Below are 17373 nucleotides of genomic sequence, written 5' to 3'. Positions count from 1 at the left end.
GGCGATGTCATGAATATTTTATGGTTTATTCCAACGCATGGAGACGGCCGTTATTTAGGTTCAGCGAAAGGAGCAAGACAGGCAGACTATCCATATTTTAAACAAATTGCTCAAGCTGCTGATCAGCTTGGTTACACAGGGGTCCTGCTGCCTACTGGGAGATCATGTGAAGATCCATGGCTGACGGCAGCTGCTTTAGCTGCTGAAACAACTCATTTAAAGTTCCTCGTGGCTCTTAGACCAGGGCTGATGCAGCCGTCTGTTGCTGCTAGAATGACTTCTACATTGGATCGTCTTTCAGGCGGGAGGCTGCTGATTAATGTGGTAGCAGGGGGAAGTAAAGAGGAGCTTGAAGGGGATGGGCTGTTCATTTCTCATGATGAACGCTATGAGGCAGCAGAAGAGTTTTTGACGATATGGAAGCGGTTATTGAAAGGAGAAAATGTACAATTTCATGGCAAACATCTACAAGCGGAGAATGGCCGGCTGTTATTCCCACCAGCTCAAACACCCCATCCACCAGTCTTTTTTGGCGGATCATCATCAGCAGGAATTCAAACAGCCGCCAAGCATACAGATGTTTATTTAACTTGGGGCGAACCGCCTGCACAAGTAAAAGAGAAAATTGCTCAAGTGAAGAAACAGGCTGAAAAGGAAGGAAGAACGGTGAAGTTTGGCATTCGTCTTCATGTGATCGTGAGAGATACCGAAGAGGAGGCATGGCAGGCAGCGGAACATCTGATTCGTCATTTGGATCAAAAAACAATTGATGAGGCGCAAAAAGTGTTACAGGGGATGGACTCGGTAGGTCAAAGACGAATGGTGGAATTGCACCAAGGGAGGAAAGGCAAACTTGAAATCAGCCCAAATCTTTGGGCAGGCATTGGTTTAGTACGCGGCGGTGCAGGAACAGCACTCGTCGGAGACCCGCAAACAGTAGCAGATCGTATCATAGAATACCAGTCGCTAGGCATTGATACATTTATATTTTCTGGATACCCGCACTTAGAAGAAGCTTATTATTTAGCAGAGCTTGTTTTCCCGCTCCTTCCATTCAAGAGATCAGGGGATACAGGACTCTCTGTGCCAGCTGGTGAAATCATTGGGAACAATCATTTTCCAGATGCAGCCTCTGCTGCTAGTTCCTCATAAATATGAAAAAGCAAAGCAGTCTGCGATGGCTGCTTTGCTTTTTTTCATAGAAAGGAGCGAGTCATATGTTGTGTGCTGCTGAAAAAAGGCAAGGGCTTTTTTCCCAATCGATTTTCTTGTATATACATATTTTCAGAGCCAAGAGAAGAAGGAAAATATGCTCACTCTTTTATCGGAATTATCAGTAAATATTTCATAATTGACGTTATTGCGACATATAATCAGGACTTTTATATCTGATATATCGGGGGAATTCTTGCTATCTCACAAAAAAGAAAGAACATATATCACAGATGATAAATATGAACTATTTCAAAAAAGAAAGAAAAAAGATGGCCAAATTGACATTATATGGGTTTTGTGGTTCTTATAGGGTGTCGAAATCTAGTAAATAAGAGAGGGTTTGAGCAGTTGAAAGTGAATAATTGAATAAAAAGTCACATTTTAATCAAATGTATGTTCGGTCAAAAATGGGATGTTCTGTAGATGTTTGGAGTGTGACGCCTATGATACGATCATCATAAGCTGGGAGGTGAAAAGTATGACTTATGCAGCGCCGCAAGTTGACTATTCCACTATGGAACCTGCTATTATGGACCAAGCTTGGTTCTTAGTATTTGTTGCTGTCCTTCTTGGATTGGGAGCAACAGTTGTTCTAGGAGCAGCAGTTTGGTGTTTAGCAAACGGCAAGGGTAGCTTTACAGGAGCCGTTCAGTGGGAAAGTGGCTTAAAAGTCCAAATTGAATGTAAGTAGCTATACTTAGGATTCATCTTTTTACTTCTTAGATAAGACACCAGGGCTAAACCGTCTGTGGCGGGCGGTTTAGCCTGATCTGTTTTTAAAGAATATGCAGACACTTGGAGGTTATATGTTTACGATTGAGAATTTAACCAAGACGTATAAAAATAACGTGACTGCTGTCAATGATTTTCATTTAAAGATCGACCCTCATCAAATCGTTGCTGTTGCTGGACCGAATGGTTCGGGTAAAACAACGATGATTAACTGTATACTCGGCATTATTAAGCATACAGAAGGAAGGATTCACTTGCAGGACGTCACAAATGATGAACCATCCTTTAAAAAACAAGTAGCCTATGTTCCAGATGACCTGCTGCTCCCTGAAGCATTGACTGGTGCTGAATATTTAGATTTTGTTTCTTCTATGTATGAATGTAAAACAATTCACAGAAGAAATCAACTAATTGAACTGTTTGATATGGACTCGGCCTTATCAAGACCGATCGAAACTTATTCACATGGTATGAAAAAAAAGACACAGCTGATTGCAGCATTTATGCTTGATAGTCAATTGGTGATCATGGATGAGCCCTTTAGAGGACTTGATATTGAAGCGGTTATAAACACAAAGAAACTGATGAAGCGGTATGCCGAGCACCATGGTGCGATCTTGCTTTCAACGCATGATATGCTTTCAGCGGAAGAGCTGTGCCACAAAATCGCCATTATTTCTAAAGGAAATAAAATGGATGAAGGAACGGTCTCAGCCCTAAAGGAGAAGTATCAATCAAGCACACTGGAACAGGTGTTTCTGAAAGCTTCAATGTTAAGTGATAGGGGTGCACATTTTGATGAAATCATTAATCATTTCTAAAATGATGCTTAAAATGTGGCAGCAGGAGATGTATAAGCTCTTTGATACTCAAACGAAGCGGATCATTGTGGTCTTATTCTTTTTGTTTGCCGTCACAATGGGAGCCATTATCGGATACAGCTTTACGGGTGTCTTTATGAAGGCTTTCTTAAACGGAGATGAACGTTCACTCGGATTACTCGTCGTGTCAATGGCGATTAATGCCTCCATTTTTACAAGCTTGTTATTCGTTTTGATCAAGGTTAGAACACCTGAACAAGACCGGTTTTCTATGCAGCTCAGCTGGTTCCCGCTCTCTACCTTTCAGAAAAGTTTTGGTTACTTCATTCCGATGGTGACAGTAGTGACAGGGCTTGTTTTATTTTTTATCGGCATTCTGCTTTTACCTAATTTTATTGCCCAGGGAATTGGTATTTTCTTTATTTTTACTTTCTTTTTGATGGTGCTTTTGCAGTCGCTTTTTGTCTTAATGCTGCTGCAGTTTATTTACAATATTACTTATTTGCTCGTTCTGAAATTAAAATTACCGTTGCAAAAATTTGCAGCGATATTTGTTTTATTGGCACTGGTTGTCGCGTATGGATTGACGCACTTTGATATTAGCCAAATTCAGCAATCATATATACAGTTTGATTATCATTTGATGTATTTTACAGCTCCGTTTTTTCTAGCGGGACAAGGAATGTCTCCTGAAGGGGTAAATTATGCCGTCTTGATTCTGTTCATCCTCTTATCGGCAGGCGGCGCATTTCTATCTCTTGCGATGATGCCGATTATGGCAGAGAAAAAAGCGTTAACCTTTTTACACAAACTGCCGTTCACTTCTTCAAAGAAATGGTCGCTTATTGTGAAGGAAATGAAGTCACAGGTGCGAAATGAAGAAAATATTTTAAATTTTCTTATTCTCCTCATTGTGATCTTATTTGTCCGTTATCAGTTTGGATTCCGATTTGAAGAAGAAGCATTTTTTGTTCTATGCGCTCTTGCTGGATTAACAGCTTTCAATTCGTTTGGCAATGATAAACGAATGCTGGGGATGTATAAAACATTTGGCCTGAGATCGTGGGAAGTAGCTTTGTATAAGTTTATCGGCCTTCTGCTCGTTGGTGTACTGCAAATTGTTTTATTCATGCTGACAACGCTGACGCTTCCTGATCAGATTTGGCACGTATTGATTGGTGCCGCTGTCTTATGCAATGCCACTGCGCTTTTTTATGTGGTAGGTATTTTACTTCCTCTTGATCGAAACAATCCCTACACAGGCATTTTTTCATTTGGAGCGCTTATTTTACTCATGATTCCGATTGTTTTTATTGGGAACTATGTCATAGGGGCGTCTAGTCAAGCGCTTCAGTGGCTGCTTGTGGCTGCATTTGAGGGTCTGCTCATCTTTGCCATATACAAAGGTTTTTCATGGAGGTATTCACATGATTCAACTTCTTAACAATAAGCTAAAGATTGAGCGGGTGCCGGCACTAGCGCCGTATGTGACCTTACAAAAGAGGCATCTCACGGATACGCAGTATGGAAGCACACTCCCGATCAATGAAAGTGCCTATCATATGTTAACGAAAGTGGACGGTAAAAGAACAGAAGCGAGTATTACCGCAGAGCTCGCTGATTTGTTTCAGGTCGATGAGTCGGTGATTGCTCGTGACTTTTATCAGCTGATGACGGGATTGAATCAGCATCACTTGCTGTCTATTCATTATCATTCACCATATCGGATTGTGACAGCCTGCTGTCAATTTTTCAAGCAGTATCAAGTCAAAATGAAGGAACGATTTGATTGCACTGGTCACTCGTTCCTTCACATTTTTGGGACGGCTTTGCTCATGGTGACGCGTAAAATCATCTTTTTCTGGATGCTTTTCATGGTCATGGCAGGGATCGCTTTTTTATTCATTCCCGATCCGTCGATTGCAGCCATTGCGATTTATTTTACGATTATTTATTTCGGGTTAATTACCGGGACCGCTTTACATGAAGCGGCACATGGCTATGCGCATCGAAAATTTGCAGGGCGAGATGGTCCTCAAGGCTTTTTTGCGAGTGACATGATGTCAGTGAAATTTGTAAGACCCGTATTAGATCCATTTCAGAAAAAGCAGGTATGGATTACGCTGCTTGGACCGCTCGTTCCCGGTGTGATTGGCGCAGCAGGCATCGTTGTGACCATTTTATTTCTAAAAGAAAACCCGGTTTCGACCGCTTTTTTCATTTTTTCAATCACGTATTTTATTCAATTACTCTATCTTCTTCCGTTTATGGGGGATGGTAAGTCCATTATGAAGCAGCTATTGCTTGGAGGAATGGGAGGACAACGATCATGAACGTACAGGCGATGAAACAAGGCGCGATAGTTGGTAGTTTTCTAGGGTTCTTAGGCTTTCCAATGCTGACAATCGGCGTACTGTTCTATCATTTATTTCAATCAAAAACGAATGATGCTTTATTATTTAACAGTCTCGCTTTTGAGATGGAAGGCTCGTCCGCGTTTACTTTTCAGATCAAGCCAAACTTTTTTATTTATATGATTGTGATTTTTGCTGCGAGTTTTCTCATTGTGGCATTCCTATCAGCTATGAAACAGAAAAAAGCAAAAGGTTAGGAGAATTCTCCTAATCTTTTTTGGTATGATCAACCAAATTTTTGTATAATAAGAAATAAAAAACATCAAAGGGGATCACAATGTTTAAAAAATGGAGCATTCTTATCTTCACAGTTTTTCTATTAGCAGGATGCGGCGAGAAGGACGAAGAAACCACGACAACCGAAAAGACGGTTTCGACAATAAAAACAGAGCCTGCCACTAAAAACCAAGTAACCATCGAACAAATGAAACTCTCAAAAAAAGAAAAAAACTTACTAGAAGCAGCAACGACTAATGAAAAGGTGGCTCTGACACTGAAAGGATTAACGAAGAAGAATAAGAGTATTACGTTTATCGGGAATCATTATAAAAATGGACGATTAGTGAATAAGGAAGCATCATCTGCTACCTTTACTTTACACCAGAATGGAACCGACCAAACGGTGAATGTACTTCTTCAATTACATCATGAGAAAGATACATATGAATCACAATTTAGTATGTGGTCAGATAAAAAGAATGATGGAATGACGAAAGCGACATCAAGCTTCCCGTTCAAAGTAAGTGACTATGTATTTTCTGCACAATCTGAAACTGTCAAAGTTGCTTCTGGAGGAAAGGCGCTGATTGCGTATACAGCGGCAATGGGGAAGGATGGAAATTCACCATTGATTGAGGAAATTCAGAAGAATCCAAAGCAAGCGCTGAAAAATAAGTCACATGCATCCTTATTTTATATCCAGCTAGATAAATAACTATCGTAATATATACGGAGAATATGAAGTTTTTTGACGAAAAATCTTCATATTCTCTTGACGAATTGTTAAGAAAGTTGTAACATAATAAAAGTCAACGCGATGACGTTGCTTTTAAAAGATTGATGCGGGTGTAGTTTAGTGGTAAAACCTCAGCCTTCCAAGCTGATGTCGTGAGTTCGATTCTCATCACCCGCTCCAATACATAATTTTGTTTATAACGCAGTATTTCGTTTCTTAGATAAACGAAGTGTTGCGTTTTTTATTATGTCAGTATAATGTAAAAAAGCACTGTCAGGCTACAGTGCTTTTTCAATGAGTTCATATTTGCTTTCTCCGCCATGTATTTGTACAAACATCTTCGTCAAGGATTGAATAAGAGCTTCACTCTTTTCCCGGGAAATAGATGGCGGGAAAAGGATGATTTGAAGAATGTTCTTTGTGTCTTGAGAAATTTGTGCTTTACTTGCTTGAGAAAATAATCCATTCAATCCTGCGCCGTCCTGCCATTCGATGTGACCAGCCTCATGTTTTGCCAGTGATAGCGGTCCTTTTATGCGATCGGCATCTAATGTCAGGATGGGTAAGAAATATTTTAGTGAGAAAAATATCGACAAATCCTGTACGGAATTGGTCGAGTCAATAAATTGTTCCTTTTGGATGTCAGAAAGAAGTGGAAGGAAAGGAACGTCTTTTAAAATATCCGTCCATTCTTTGATTGCTGGTACTTCTTCTAAGACTTTATCTTCGTATTCAAAAAATAAAGATTCTTGAAACAGGCGTAAGCGGCCTTTTAACATTTGAGGTGATGTACCCACTTCAATATGCGAATATTCAATCTGTCCAACATGGATAGACGGGTTTTGAGGATGAGAAATTTCCATATGTATCTTCACAGTGACTCACTCCAATCGGTCATGATACACTCGTATTATACTGAAAACAACAGAAGAAACAAAGAAAGGAGGTTTGCAAGGTGATTCATGTTGGAGAATTAAAAGAAGAATTGATTCAATATGCGAAAGAAATTGGTGTCGATAAAATTCGTTTTGCAAGTGCCGATACATTTGATTCATTAAAGGACCGCCTCATCTTACATGAATCGTTAGGGTATTTGTCAGGTTTTGAAGAGCCTGATATTGAAAAACGGACAAACCCTTCTTTGCTGCTTCCGAAGGCCAAATCAATTGTTGCGATAGCGCTCGCGTATCCTTCCAAAATGAAAGATGCTCCACGAAGTACTAAAGATGCGAGAAGGGGAATCTTTTGCCGGGCTTCATGGGGAACGGATTATCATGTTGTGCTGAAAAAAAAGCTTGATATGCTCGAAGAATTTCTGCGAAGCAAGCATGTCGATATAAGGACAAAATCAATGGTGGATACAGGAGAATTGTCTGATCGTGCTGTAGCGGAACGTGCGGGCATTGGTTTTAGTGCAAAAAACTGTATGATTATCACGCCAGAGTTTGGATCTTATGTGTATTTGGCTGAAATGATCACAAATGTCCCATTTGAACCGGATGAGAAAATTGAAGATCAGTGCGGAACTTGCAATAAATGTGTGGATTCGTGTCCAACGGGTGCACTGGTGAATCCAGGACAACTGAATTCTCAGCGGTGTATTTCATTTTTAACGCAGACAAAAGGATTTTTACCTGATGAGTTTCGTTCGAAAATAGGGAATCGATTGTACGGGTGTGATACGTGCCAAATCGTCTGCCCGATCAATAAAGGAAAAGACTTTCATCTGCATCCTGAAATGGAGCCGGACCCTGAAATTGCGAAGCCGCTGTTAAAGCCGCTTCTGACGATCAGCAATCGTGAGTTTAAGGAAAAATACGGTCATGTTTCAGGTTCATGGCGGGGGAAAAAGCCCATTCAGCGGAATGCCATTTTGGCACTTGCTCATTTTAAAGATACATCTGCTTTACCAGTGTTAATTGAGTTGATGCACAAGGACCCAAGACCGGTCATTCGGGGAACTGCTGCTTGGGCAATTGGCAAAATTGGCGACGATCAGCAGCTTCCAGAGCTGGAAAAAGCCCTTGAACGGGAAAGTGATGAAGAAGCAAAAGAGGAGATTGTGAAAGGGATTGAGCTCCTGCAGACACCTTTAAATACTAAATAACATCCCTGTGAACATAGAATGAACCAAACAGAGATTTTAAATAATGTTTGGTGGTGTCTGTGTGAAACAATTATTAGAGAAAACTTTAGAAGACAGGCTGGCGTATTTAATCAATGACCGTGCAATCAAGCAGCCGCAGCTTATGTCTGATGTGGAAGCAGTAGAGCGGAAAAAAGAGCTTTTTGCTAGAAGACAGGTTGAGATTGTGAAGGCGAAAGCAAAAACAAAACTTCTCGATTCAGCCATACAAGATGATGGAGCTCAACATGTGCAGTACCTTGCTCATCTCACTTATGTATGCAAGGATGTAGACGATTCTTTCTATTTAGAGGAACAGGTGGAAAAAAGAGAAGCGTTCCTTTATAACGACATGCTTGTCAAAGATCGGATGATGCTAGAAGAGCGGCAAAGGGAAGAGCTTATGGATGAGCGCTTTCAGACCGAAGAACAATTCGGCAGAGCTTTTCACTATGACCGGCGGGCAGCCGTGCAGTATGCGGAGACATACTGGAATAAGCGGAATCCAGCCTATAAAAACTTTGAAGATAACTGTACAAATTTTATTTCACAATGTTTGAAAGCAGGGAATGCGCCAACGAGAGGATATCCGAACCGCGGGTCTGGCTGGTGGGTGCGTCCGCATACGTGGAGTTATAGCTGGACGGTGGCTCATTCGATGAAAAATTATTTAGCGAATTCGAAAGCGGGTTTGAGAGCAAAGAAACTCAAAGAAGCGCACGAGCTTCAAATTGGTGATGTCATTTGCTACGATTTTGAAGGTGATGGAAGGTATAATCATACAACCATTGTTGTTGATCATGACAAAGGCGGAATGCCTCTTGTGAATGCACAGACGTATGACTGCCGCATGCGTTATTGGTCATACGAGGATTCGACCGCCTATACGCCTGCTATTCGTTATATGTTTTTTCACATTTTGGACGATGCCGCGAAGGATAGTTAGTGGTATAATGTTGAGCGGAAAAGAAAATTAGAGGTGAACTTTTTTGGGACTTCATGTCGTTTTATATCAACCAGAGATTCCAGCTAATACTGGAAATATTGCGCGTACATGTGCAGCAACAAATACAACCCTTCATCTGATTCGTCCGCTTGGTTTTTCGACAGATGACAAAATGCTGAAGCGTGCAGGACTCGATTATTGGAAATATGCCAATGTGGTCTATCATGATTCACTTGATGAATTGTTTGAGGCTCATCCGAAGGGGCAATTTTTCTATATCACAAAATTTGGCCAAAAGCCGCATACGACATTTGATTACTCTCAGCTGGATGAAGACTATTTCTTCGTCTTTGGGAGAGAAACAAGTGGATTGCCAAAAGATTTGATTGAACAGAATATGGACCGTTGTCTTCGTCTACCGATGACAGAGCATGTTCGTTCCCTAAATCTGTCGAATACGGCAGCCATTCTTGTATATGAGGCACTTCGCCAGCAGCAATATCGCGATCTCATATAAGATCATGAAAAAAGCCGAGATTCTGATCTCGGCTTTTTATATGAGATCAGAAACAGAAGAATAAAAAATATGACGTAATCATACTTTTTTTGACATGTTAAATGAAAAGGATGTTCCGCAAATGGAACATCCTTTTTTTCATTTACCAGGCTTGCCTTCGTAGCCAGCAGTGAAAATGGATACTAAAAACGTAATGATGACGCCCATCATAATGACCGTTCTCATATAAGCTCCCCCTTATCCCTTTGTTCCGTTCGCTGCCTGTTTCATATGATGTGAAGTTCACCTTGAAAAGCAGGAGAAGAAAATCATTTTTCTCCTATTTTTCCTTTATTATGAAGGGTCTTGCGGATGGTTGTCAATTCAGTTTGCCAATTCGTCATTTTGAAGAACGAAAGCATGTAATAGGACGCCTCCGCATAGATTGTAAAACAGTATCTGATTTCTAGCTTCAATCTTGAAAGAGGAGGTTCATATGGATATTTTAAAGAAAATCGAACAGCACAGAGAAGAAGAGCAGCGTCTCAAATGGGAAGGCACATTCAGCGATTATTTAGACATTATTAAGGAAAATCCACTTGTCGCTCAATCTGCTCATTCTCGCGTTTATCATATGATTAAAGACAGCGGGATTGAAGAGGAGAATGGGGTCAGAACCTACAAATTTTTTGATCAGGAGCTGTTTGGGTTAGAGGAATCACTCGAAAGATTAGTAGAGGAATATTTTCACCCTGCTGCAAAGCGGCTAGATGTCAGGAAGCGTATTTTATTACTGATGGGACCAGTAAGCGGGGGGAAATCGACGCTTGTCACTAGATTGAAAAGAGGTCTTGAAGAATATTCACTCACAGATCATGGCGCAGTTTATGCGATCAAAGGCTGCCCTATGCACGAAGATCCGCTTCATCTCATTCCGCAAAATCTGCGGGAGGATTTCTATAGAGAATATGGGATTCGTGTGCAGGGGAATTTGTCGCCTCTGAACATGATGAGACTGGAAGAGGAATATGGCGGCAGAATTGAGGATGTAAGGGTCGAGCGGATCTTTTTCTCTGAAGATAAACGGACCGGCATTGGTACCTTTAGTCCGTCTGATCCGAAATCTCAGGACATTGCCGATTTAACAGGAAGCATCGATTTTTCAACTATTGCTGAATTTGGATCAGAGTCAGATCCCCGTGCGTACCGCTTTGATGGAGAACTCAATAAGGCAAACCGAGGGATGATGGAGTTTCAGGAAATGTTAAAGTGTGATGAGAAATTTCTCTGGCACCTCCTGTCATTAACACAGGAAGGAAATTTTAAGGCAGGAAGATTCGCCTTGATTAGTGCAGATGAATTGATCGTCGCCCATACGAATGAAACCGAGTACCGGTCGTTTATTTCAAATAAAAAGAACGAGGCTTTGCATTCAAGAATTATTGTGATGCCAATTCCTTATAACTTAAAGGTCACAGAAGAAGAACGCATTTATTATAAAATGATTTCAGAAAGTGATGTCTCAGATGTGCATATTGCCCCTCATACGCTGAAGGTAGCAGCGATGTTCTCCATTTTGACGAGATTGAAAGAGCCGAAGCGTTCTGATATTGATTTGGTGAAAAAAATGCGTCTGTATGACGGAGAAAGTGTCGAAGGCTTCCAGTCAGTCGACATTGATGAGATGAAAAAGGAATTTCATGACGAAGGGATGAGCGGAATTGATCCGCGGTATGTGATCAATCGAATTTCATCCACGATCATTCGAAAGAATATGGAATCGATCAATGCACTGGATGTCCTTCGCTCCTTAAAAGAAGGGCTCGATCAGCATCCGTCTATCTCCAGCGAGGACCGGGAGCGTTATTTGAATTTCATTTCAGTCGCGAGAAAAGAATATGATGATATTGCGAAGAAGGAAGTGCAAAAGGCATTTGTGTACTCCTATGAGGAGTCTGCGAAAACGCTGATGGATAATTACTTAGATAATGTCGAGGCATACTGCAATAAAAACAAGCTGCGTGATCCGTTAACGGGTGAAGAAATGAATCCTGATGAAAAACTCATGCGTTCAATTGAGGAGCAGATCGGTATTTCTGAAAACGCCAAAAAGGCATTTAGAGAAGAAATTCTGATTCGTATTTCGGCTTATGCGAGAAAGGGAAAACGCTTTGATTATAATTCACATGAGAGATTGCGGGAGGCCATTCAGAAGAAGTTGTTTGCTGATCTAAAAGATGTGGTGAAAATCACAACATCCACGAAGACACCGGATGAACAGCAGCTGAAGAAGGTCAATGAAGTAGTGGCTAGATTGATTGATGAGCATGGCTATAATTCAACAAGTGCGAATGAACTTTTAAAATATGTAGGCAGTCTTCTGAATCGTTAATAAATGAAGGAGGCATTATTGGCGCATCAGCACCGGTAATGTCTTTTTTAGAAATGATCGTCAACTTGGATGACGAGCAGCATACGATAAAGGAATCGATGGTTAGAAGAATTGTGCAAATAGGTGAGGAGGGGGATGGATGTCCCGGCAAGAAAAAAGTCAGTTTATTGTGTCACAGGAAGACTGGTCCCTCCATCGAAAAGGCTATGACGACCAGCAGCGTCATCAGAAAAAAGTCAAAGAGGCGATTAAAAACAATTTGCCGGACCTTGTCACAGAAGAAAGCATCATTATGTCGAATGGAAAAGATGTTGTCAAAATTCCGATCCGTTCATTAGATGAATATAAAATTCGGTATAACTACGACAAAAATAAGCATGTGGGTCAAGGCGATGGAGACAGTGAGGTTGGCGATGTTGTTGCGCGCGACGGCTCAGACAGTAAGCAGGGGCAAGGAAAGGGGCAGGGCGCTGGAGATCAAGCTGGTGAGGATTATTACGAAGCAGAAGTCTCATTAATGGATCTCGAGGAAGCACTGTTTCGTGAACTGGAGCTGCCAAACCTTAAGCAAAAGGAGCTTGACGACATCATTGTCGAACAAATTGAGTTTAACGATATTCGCAAAACCGGGTTAACAGGTAATATCCACAAAAAACGAACGATGCTGTCGGCATTTAAACGAAATGCGATGACAGGCAGTCCTTCCTTTTATCCAATCTACCCAGAGGATATCAAGTATAAAACGTGGAATGAAGTGACCAAACCAGAGTCGAAAGCCGTCGTTTTGGCAATGATGGATACGAGCGGAAGTATGGGACTTTGGGAAAAATATATGGCGAGAAGTTTTTTCTTTTGGATGACACGTTTCTTACGGACAAAGTATGAGACGGTCGATATTGAATTTATTGCCCACCATACAGAGGCGAAGGTGGTAGACGAAGAACATTTCTTCTCACGGGGTGAGAGCGGGGGGACCATTTGCTCGTCTGTCTATCGAAAGGCACTAGAGCTCATAGACGAACGATACCCGCCGTCGCGATATAATATTTATCCTTTTCATTTTTCTGATGGGGACAATTTGACCTCAGACAACGCCCGATGTGTGAAACTTGTTTCTGAGATCATGAAAAAAGCCAATTTATTCTGTTACGGTGAAGTGAATCAATACAACCGGCATTCTACGTTAATGTCAGCATATAAGCATATTCAGGATGAGAAATTTAAGCATTATATTTTGAAGCAAAAATCAGACGTTTTTCTCGCACTAAAAAAATTTTTTCAGCAGGAAGAAGTTCATTCATAACGAGCACATTTAAAAAAACCTTTCAGCATAAGGGCTGAAAGGTTTTTTTGTGTGGAGAAGGAAAGGATCACCAGAAAAAAAGTAAAACTTTCTCTTTGACATTTCAATTTTCATTTATTAATATTTAATCTTGTTAAATATAAGTTTTTCAAAAAAGATGCCGATCGTCTTTTCTTCTTTTTCTGCTCTTTGCTCATAAGTGAACAATAAGTATAAATGGGCTGCACACCATGATAGGGGCGGGAGTAGATGAAGGGAAAAGGACAGATTGTTGAGCTTGTTTCATATTCTGTCAGATGATGGGCATTCTAAGTTTGCTAAAGCAGATGACACTATATTTTTATACATGAAAGGAGAAACAAAACATGAACAGAGGGCGTTTATTGCTAACGAACATTATTGGCCTTATTGTGATTCTTGCCATTATTGCTGGAGGTGCTTATTACTACTACGAAAGCACAAACTTTGTTAAAACAGATGAGGCAAAAGTGACAGGTGACATGTATCAAATTACAGCACCAGCAGCTGGACAAATCAAAGGCTGGGATATCAACGAAGGTGACGAAGTGGAAAAAGACAGCACGGTTGCAAAAGTTGAAGGACAAACAAAAACAAACATTAAAGCAGTGGCTGATGGCACATTAGTCAAAAAAGAAGTACAAAACAATCAACAAGTGCAGCCTGGTACAGTTCTTGGTGAAACAATTGATTTAAGCAAGCTTTACATCACAGCAAATATTAAAGAAACAGATATTAAAAACATTGAAAAAGGCGACAAAGTCGACATCGTTGTAGATGGCGATCCTGATACAACATTTGAAGGAAACATTGAACAAATTGGTTATGCGACAAACTCAACATTCAATATGCTGCCAGCAACAAATTCAAGTGGCAACTATACAAAAGTAACGCAAAAAGTAGCAGTGAAAATTTCAATTAAAAACCCATCAGACAAAGTACTTCCAGGTATGAATGCTTCTGTCAAAATTTCATCTTAATGATGATTGATATCAAAAAATGAAAGGAGGTTGTCTGAGATGGCAAATCAACCTGCAGCGACAAAACAGGGAACAGGCTCCTTGTCTTTACTGATCATTTTAATGGCCGGTTTGTTCGTAGCGATTTTAAACCAAACGCTTTTGAACGTAGCCATGCCCCATTTAATGACTGAATTTAATGTAAGTGCAACGACGATTCAGTGGCTTACCACAGGCTACATGCTTGTCAACGGTGTGCTGATTCCGTTATCTGCGTTCTTAATCACACGTTTTGGACAGCGCAGCTTATTCCTAGTGGCTATGATCTCGTTTACGCTAGGTACATTTATTTGCGGTATTGCGCCAAACTTTTCAACGATGCTCATCGGCCGTTTGATTCAGGCTGTCGGCGGTGGTATCTTACAGCCGCTTGTCATGACAACAATCCTTTTTATTTTCCCTCCGGAAAACAGAGGGAAAGGAATGGGGATTTTTGGTCTTGCGATGATGTTTGCTCCTGCAGTAGGACCAACATTATCTGGTTACATTATTGAACATTATTCTTGGCGTATTATGTTTTATGGACTTGTGCCAATCGGTGCGATTGTCATTATCGCGGCTTTCTTTATGTTTAAAAATATTGTAGAGCCTAAAAAAATCAAGCTGGACAGTCTTGGTGCGATTCTTTCAATCGTCGGTTTTGCTTCCCTTCTATACGGAGTGAGTGAAGCAGGAAGTGATGGTTGGACAGATCCGATCGTCTTATCTACGATTATTATTGGTGCGATTGCGATCATTCTCTTTATTTTCCAACAGTTGAAAGTTGATAATCCGATGCTTGATTTCCGCGTATTTAAATACAGCATTTTCTCATTATCAAGTGTCATTAACATCATTATTACGGTTGCTTTATATACAGGGATGTTCTTACTTCCGATTTATCTGCAAAACCTCGTTGGGTTTACGGCATTGCAATCTGGGCTATTAATGCTTCCAGGGGCACTTGCGATGCTCATTATGTCCCCGATTTCAGGGATCTTGTTTGATAAATTTGGACCTCGTCCGCTTGCCATTGTGGGGATGCTCATTACCGTTGTTACGACATATGAGTTTACAAAGCTGACAATTGATACTTCCTATAGTCACATTGTGCTCATGTATGCAGTACGTGCATTTGGTATGTCACTCTTGATGATGCCGGTTATGACAGCAGGGATGAACCAATTACCACAGCACTTAAACAGCCATGGTACAGCGATGTCTAATACATTAAGACAAATTAGCGGTTCCATCGGTACGAGTTTGATCACAACGATTTATACGAATCGGACGACATTCCATTATTCCAATATGGCGGATCAAACAAATACAGCGGACCCGTTCTTTATGAATTCATTCCAGACGGCTGTATCGAATGTGATGCATCATATGGGCATGACAGCAGAAGCTGCTCAAAAATATGTATCCACCCAGCTCTTTACGAAAGCACAGATCGATTCAAACGTGATGGGTATCAATGATGCTTACATGTGGGTGACATTATTCTGTGCGGCTGGTGTCATTCTCAGCTTGTTCCTGCGAGATGTTCGTAAGGATAAAAAGCGAAAAGAACAGCAGCATAAGAAACAAGAAATATCATTGCTTCCAGCACCTAAGGAAGCAAACCAAGATGCAAGATAAGTGTGGAGGGACCGTACATGAAAATTTATGTTGTATACGATAGTGAAGGTGACCATACAAAAGCACTTGCAGAAGCGATTGCAGCAGGCGCAGGTGAAACAGAGCAAGCTGAAGTATTCATTGATCACGTGAAAGATGCAGACATTCGCAAGCTCGATCAAATGGATGCGATCATTTGGGGCTGCCCTGGTCACTTTGGTACCATTAGTTCTGGGTTAAAGACATGGATTGACCGTCTTGGCTACTTATGGGCAGAAGGAAAACTAATCGATAAAGTCGGGGCTGTTTTCTGTACAACTGCTACAACACACGGCGGTTTAGAAATGACCATGCACAATTTGATTACACCAATGTTCCACCAAGGAATGCTTGTTGTCGGCCTTCCTGGAAATGTTCCAGAGAATGCTTTATATGGCTCTTACTATGGAGCCGGTGTGACATGTCCGATTGATTCAGATGAATTAATTTCTACTGAAGGCATTGAACTCGGAAAAGCACTAGGAAGACGTGTAGCATCAGTCACTGCATCATTTAAGCGATAAGGAGAGGGTTCTTTTGGCGACGATTATTGTAGCGTTAGTAGCTGCTGTTCTAGTCATTATTGGATTAGTAGCGTTCAATGTCAGACACGCATCGGCCGATAAGGAAGAGATCAAAGAAGATGTCTCCAATCAGCCTGACGTGCCGCATAGCGAGCCAAAGGCTGCGGCGAGACCTGTAGAACCTGAGGTTGAAAAAAAAGCGTCAGAGCCTTCTCAAACAGATGATGCTGCGTCTGGCGATGATTTTTATAGACAGGCGCTTCAAAAGTTTAAGCAGCCAGAACCACCTGTCAAAGAAGAAGAACCAGAGACAAAAATGAATGATGATATGTATCGTTCTGCTTTGCAGAAGCTAAAGCAGAAGGACAAATAAAAAAGAGAACCTTTCATCAGGTTCTCTTTTTTTTATGGCACAAAAAAACCGCCGGCAAAAGCCGGGCGGTTTTCCTTCACTCTATAAAGTGCTAAAAGAGCAGATGCTCTTAAATTACGCTTTGTTAACGTTAGCAGCTTGTGGTCCACGGTTACCTTCAACGATTTCGAAAGAAACTGCTTGACCTTCTTCTAAAGTTTTGAAGCCTTCGCCTTGGATAGCAGAGAAGTGAACGAATACATCGTCTTGACCTTCTACTTCGATGAATCCGAAACCTTTTTCAGAGTTGAACCATTTTACTTTACCTTCTAACATGAAATTTCCTCCTAAAGCGATCTTAACGCTTAAATTCACTATTCTTGCTCTTACACAAACTTCAAAGACGAAAACTCTTTCAAAACT

The 17373-nt window shown here is 40.9% G+C and carries 18 protein-coding genes and 1 tRNA gene; 17 read left to right on the top strand and 2 right to left on the bottom strand.

Features of this window, described 5'->3' with window-relative positions; translation table 11 throughout:
* The first annotated feature begins 9 nt into the window (after positions 1–9).
* The 8 genes from ssuD (at position 10) to JVX94_RS09985 (ending at position 6317) form a co-directional block, all read left to right on the top strand.
* A complete protein-coding gene (gene ssuD, locus JVX94_RS10020) occupies positions 10–1152 on the top strand; it encodes an FMNH2-dependent alkanesulfonate monooxygenase (RefSeq protein ID WP_095408051.1) in 1143 nt (380 codons plus the stop codon).
* A gap of 541 nt (positions 1153–1693) precedes the next feature.
* Positions 1694–1906, top strand: a complete 213-nt coding sequence (locus tag JVX94_RS10015) for a hypothetical protein (protein ID WP_003211695.1) — start codon at positions 1694–1696, stop codon at positions 1904–1906.
* A gap of 115 nt (positions 1907–2021) precedes the next feature.
* Positions 2022–2768 carry an ABC transporter ATP-binding protein gene (locus JVX94_RS10010; protein WP_111291908.1) on the top strand — a complete coding sequence of 249 codons (747 nt, stop codon included), beginning with the start codon at positions 2022–2024 and terminating at the stop codon, positions 2766–2768.
* On the top strand, positions 2746–4212 hold the full coding sequence (locus JVX94_RS10005) for a hypothetical protein (protein ID WP_197198484.1): 1467 nt from the start codon (positions 2746–2748) through the stop codon (positions 4210–4212). Before JVX94_RS10010 ends, JVX94_RS10005 begins: the two co-directional genes overlap by 23 nt.
* On the top strand, positions 4196–5101 hold the full coding sequence (locus JVX94_RS10000; RefSeq protein ID WP_205182918.1) for a PqqD family protein: 906 nt from the start codon (positions 4196–4198) through the stop codon (positions 5099–5101). The genes JVX94_RS10005 and JVX94_RS10000 overlap by 17 nt, the downstream gene beginning before the upstream one ends.
* Positions 5098–5379: a hypothetical protein gene (locus JVX94_RS09995; protein WP_048240191.1), complete on the top strand. Its 282-nt coding sequence runs from the start codon at positions 5098–5100 to the stop codon at positions 5377–5379. Before JVX94_RS10000 ends, JVX94_RS09995 begins: the two co-directional genes overlap by 4 nt.
* 80 nt (positions 5380–5459) lie before the next feature.
* Positions 5460–6116, top strand: coding sequence for a hypothetical protein (locus JVX94_RS09990; RefSeq protein WP_205182917.1), 657 nt, complete (start codon positions 5460–5462; stop codon positions 6114–6116).
* A 127-nt stretch (positions 6117–6243) separates the two neighbouring features.
* Positions 6244–6317 (top strand) — tRNA-Gly (locus JVX94_RS09985).
* Between the two features lie 98 nt (positions 6318–6415).
* On the opposite strand, the gene JVX94_RS09980 is transcribed toward JVX94_RS09985, so the two are convergent.
* A complete protein-coding gene (locus JVX94_RS09980) occupies positions 6416–7012 on the bottom strand; it encodes a hypothetical protein (RefSeq protein WP_240193748.1) in 597 nt (198 codons plus the stop codon).
* Between the two features lie 83 nt (positions 7013–7095).
* Here JVX94_RS09980 and queG point away from each other — a divergent pair, with 83 nt between their 5' ends.
* The 9 genes from queG (at position 7096) to JVX94_RS09935 (ending at position 16971) form a co-directional block, all read left to right on the top strand.
* A complete protein-coding gene (gene queG, locus JVX94_RS09975) occupies positions 7096–8244 on the top strand; it encodes a tRNA epoxyqueuosine(34) reductase QueG (protein WP_041816180.1) in 1149 nt (382 codons plus the stop codon).
* A gap of 61 nt (positions 8245–8305) precedes the next feature.
* Entirely contained in the window at positions 8306–9208 is a 903-nt protein-coding gene (locus JVX94_RS09970; protein WP_095408671.1) for an amidase domain-containing protein, read from the top strand.
* A gap of 43 nt (positions 9209–9251) precedes the next feature.
* A complete protein-coding gene (gene trmL, locus JVX94_RS09965) occupies positions 9252–9725 on the top strand; it encodes a tRNA (uridine(34)/cytosine(34)/5-carboxymethylaminomethyluridine(34)-2'-O)-methyltransferase TrmL (protein WP_034282301.1) in 474 nt (157 codons plus the stop codon).
* 475 nt (positions 9726–10200) lie between these two features.
* Positions 10201–12096, top strand: a complete 1896-nt coding sequence (locus tag JVX94_RS09960) for a PrkA family serine protein kinase (protein WP_111291904.1) — start codon at positions 10201–10203, stop codon at positions 12094–12096.
* A gap of 139 nt (positions 12097–12235) precedes the next feature.
* Positions 12236–13399 (top strand): sporulation protein YhbH, encoded by a 1164-nt coding sequence (gene yhbH / locus JVX94_RS09955; RefSeq protein WP_034282299.1) that lies wholly within the window; start codon positions 12236–12238, stop codon positions 13397–13399.
* A gap of 365 nt (positions 13400–13764) precedes the next feature.
* Complete coding sequence (locus JVX94_RS09950; protein WP_087978746.1) at positions 13765–14397, top strand: biotin/lipoyl-containing protein; 633 nt, start codon at positions 13765–13767, stop codon at positions 14395–14397.
* 39 nt (positions 14398–14436) lie between these two features.
* The gene (locus tag JVX94_RS09945) at positions 14437–16056 is read left to right on the top strand and encodes a DHA2 family efflux MFS transporter permease subunit (RefSeq protein ID WP_205182916.1); all 1620 of its coding nucleotides are present in this window, start codon (positions 14437–14439) and stop codon (positions 16054–16056) included.
* A gap of 17 nt (positions 16057–16073) precedes the next feature.
* Positions 16074–16598, top strand: coding sequence for an NAD(P)H-dependent oxidoreductase (locus JVX94_RS09940; RefSeq protein ID WP_024425322.1), 525 nt, complete (start codon positions 16074–16076; stop codon positions 16596–16598).
* Between the two features lie 13 nt (positions 16599–16611).
* Positions 16612–16971 carry a hypothetical protein gene (locus JVX94_RS09935; protein WP_095408060.1) on the top strand — a complete coding sequence of 120 codons (360 nt, stop codon included), beginning with the start codon at positions 16612–16614 and terminating at the stop codon, positions 16969–16971.
* A gap of 114 nt (positions 16972–17085) precedes the next feature.
* Here JVX94_RS09935 and cspB read toward each other — a convergent pair whose 3' ends face one another.
* Positions 17086–17286, bottom strand: a complete 201-nt coding sequence (gene cspB / locus JVX94_RS09930; RefSeq protein WP_003212277.1) for a cold shock-like protein CspB — start codon at positions 17284–17286, stop codon at positions 17086–17088.
* Positions 17287–17373: the final 87 nt, after the last annotated feature.

The sequence above is a fragment of the Bacillus sp. PDNC022 genome (genome assembly GCF_016919285.1).
Taxonomy (GTDB): domain Bacteria; phylum Bacillota; class Bacilli; order Bacillales; family Bacillaceae; genus Bacillus; species Bacillus safensis.
This window is presented reverse-complemented; position numbering and strand designations above follow the sequence as displayed.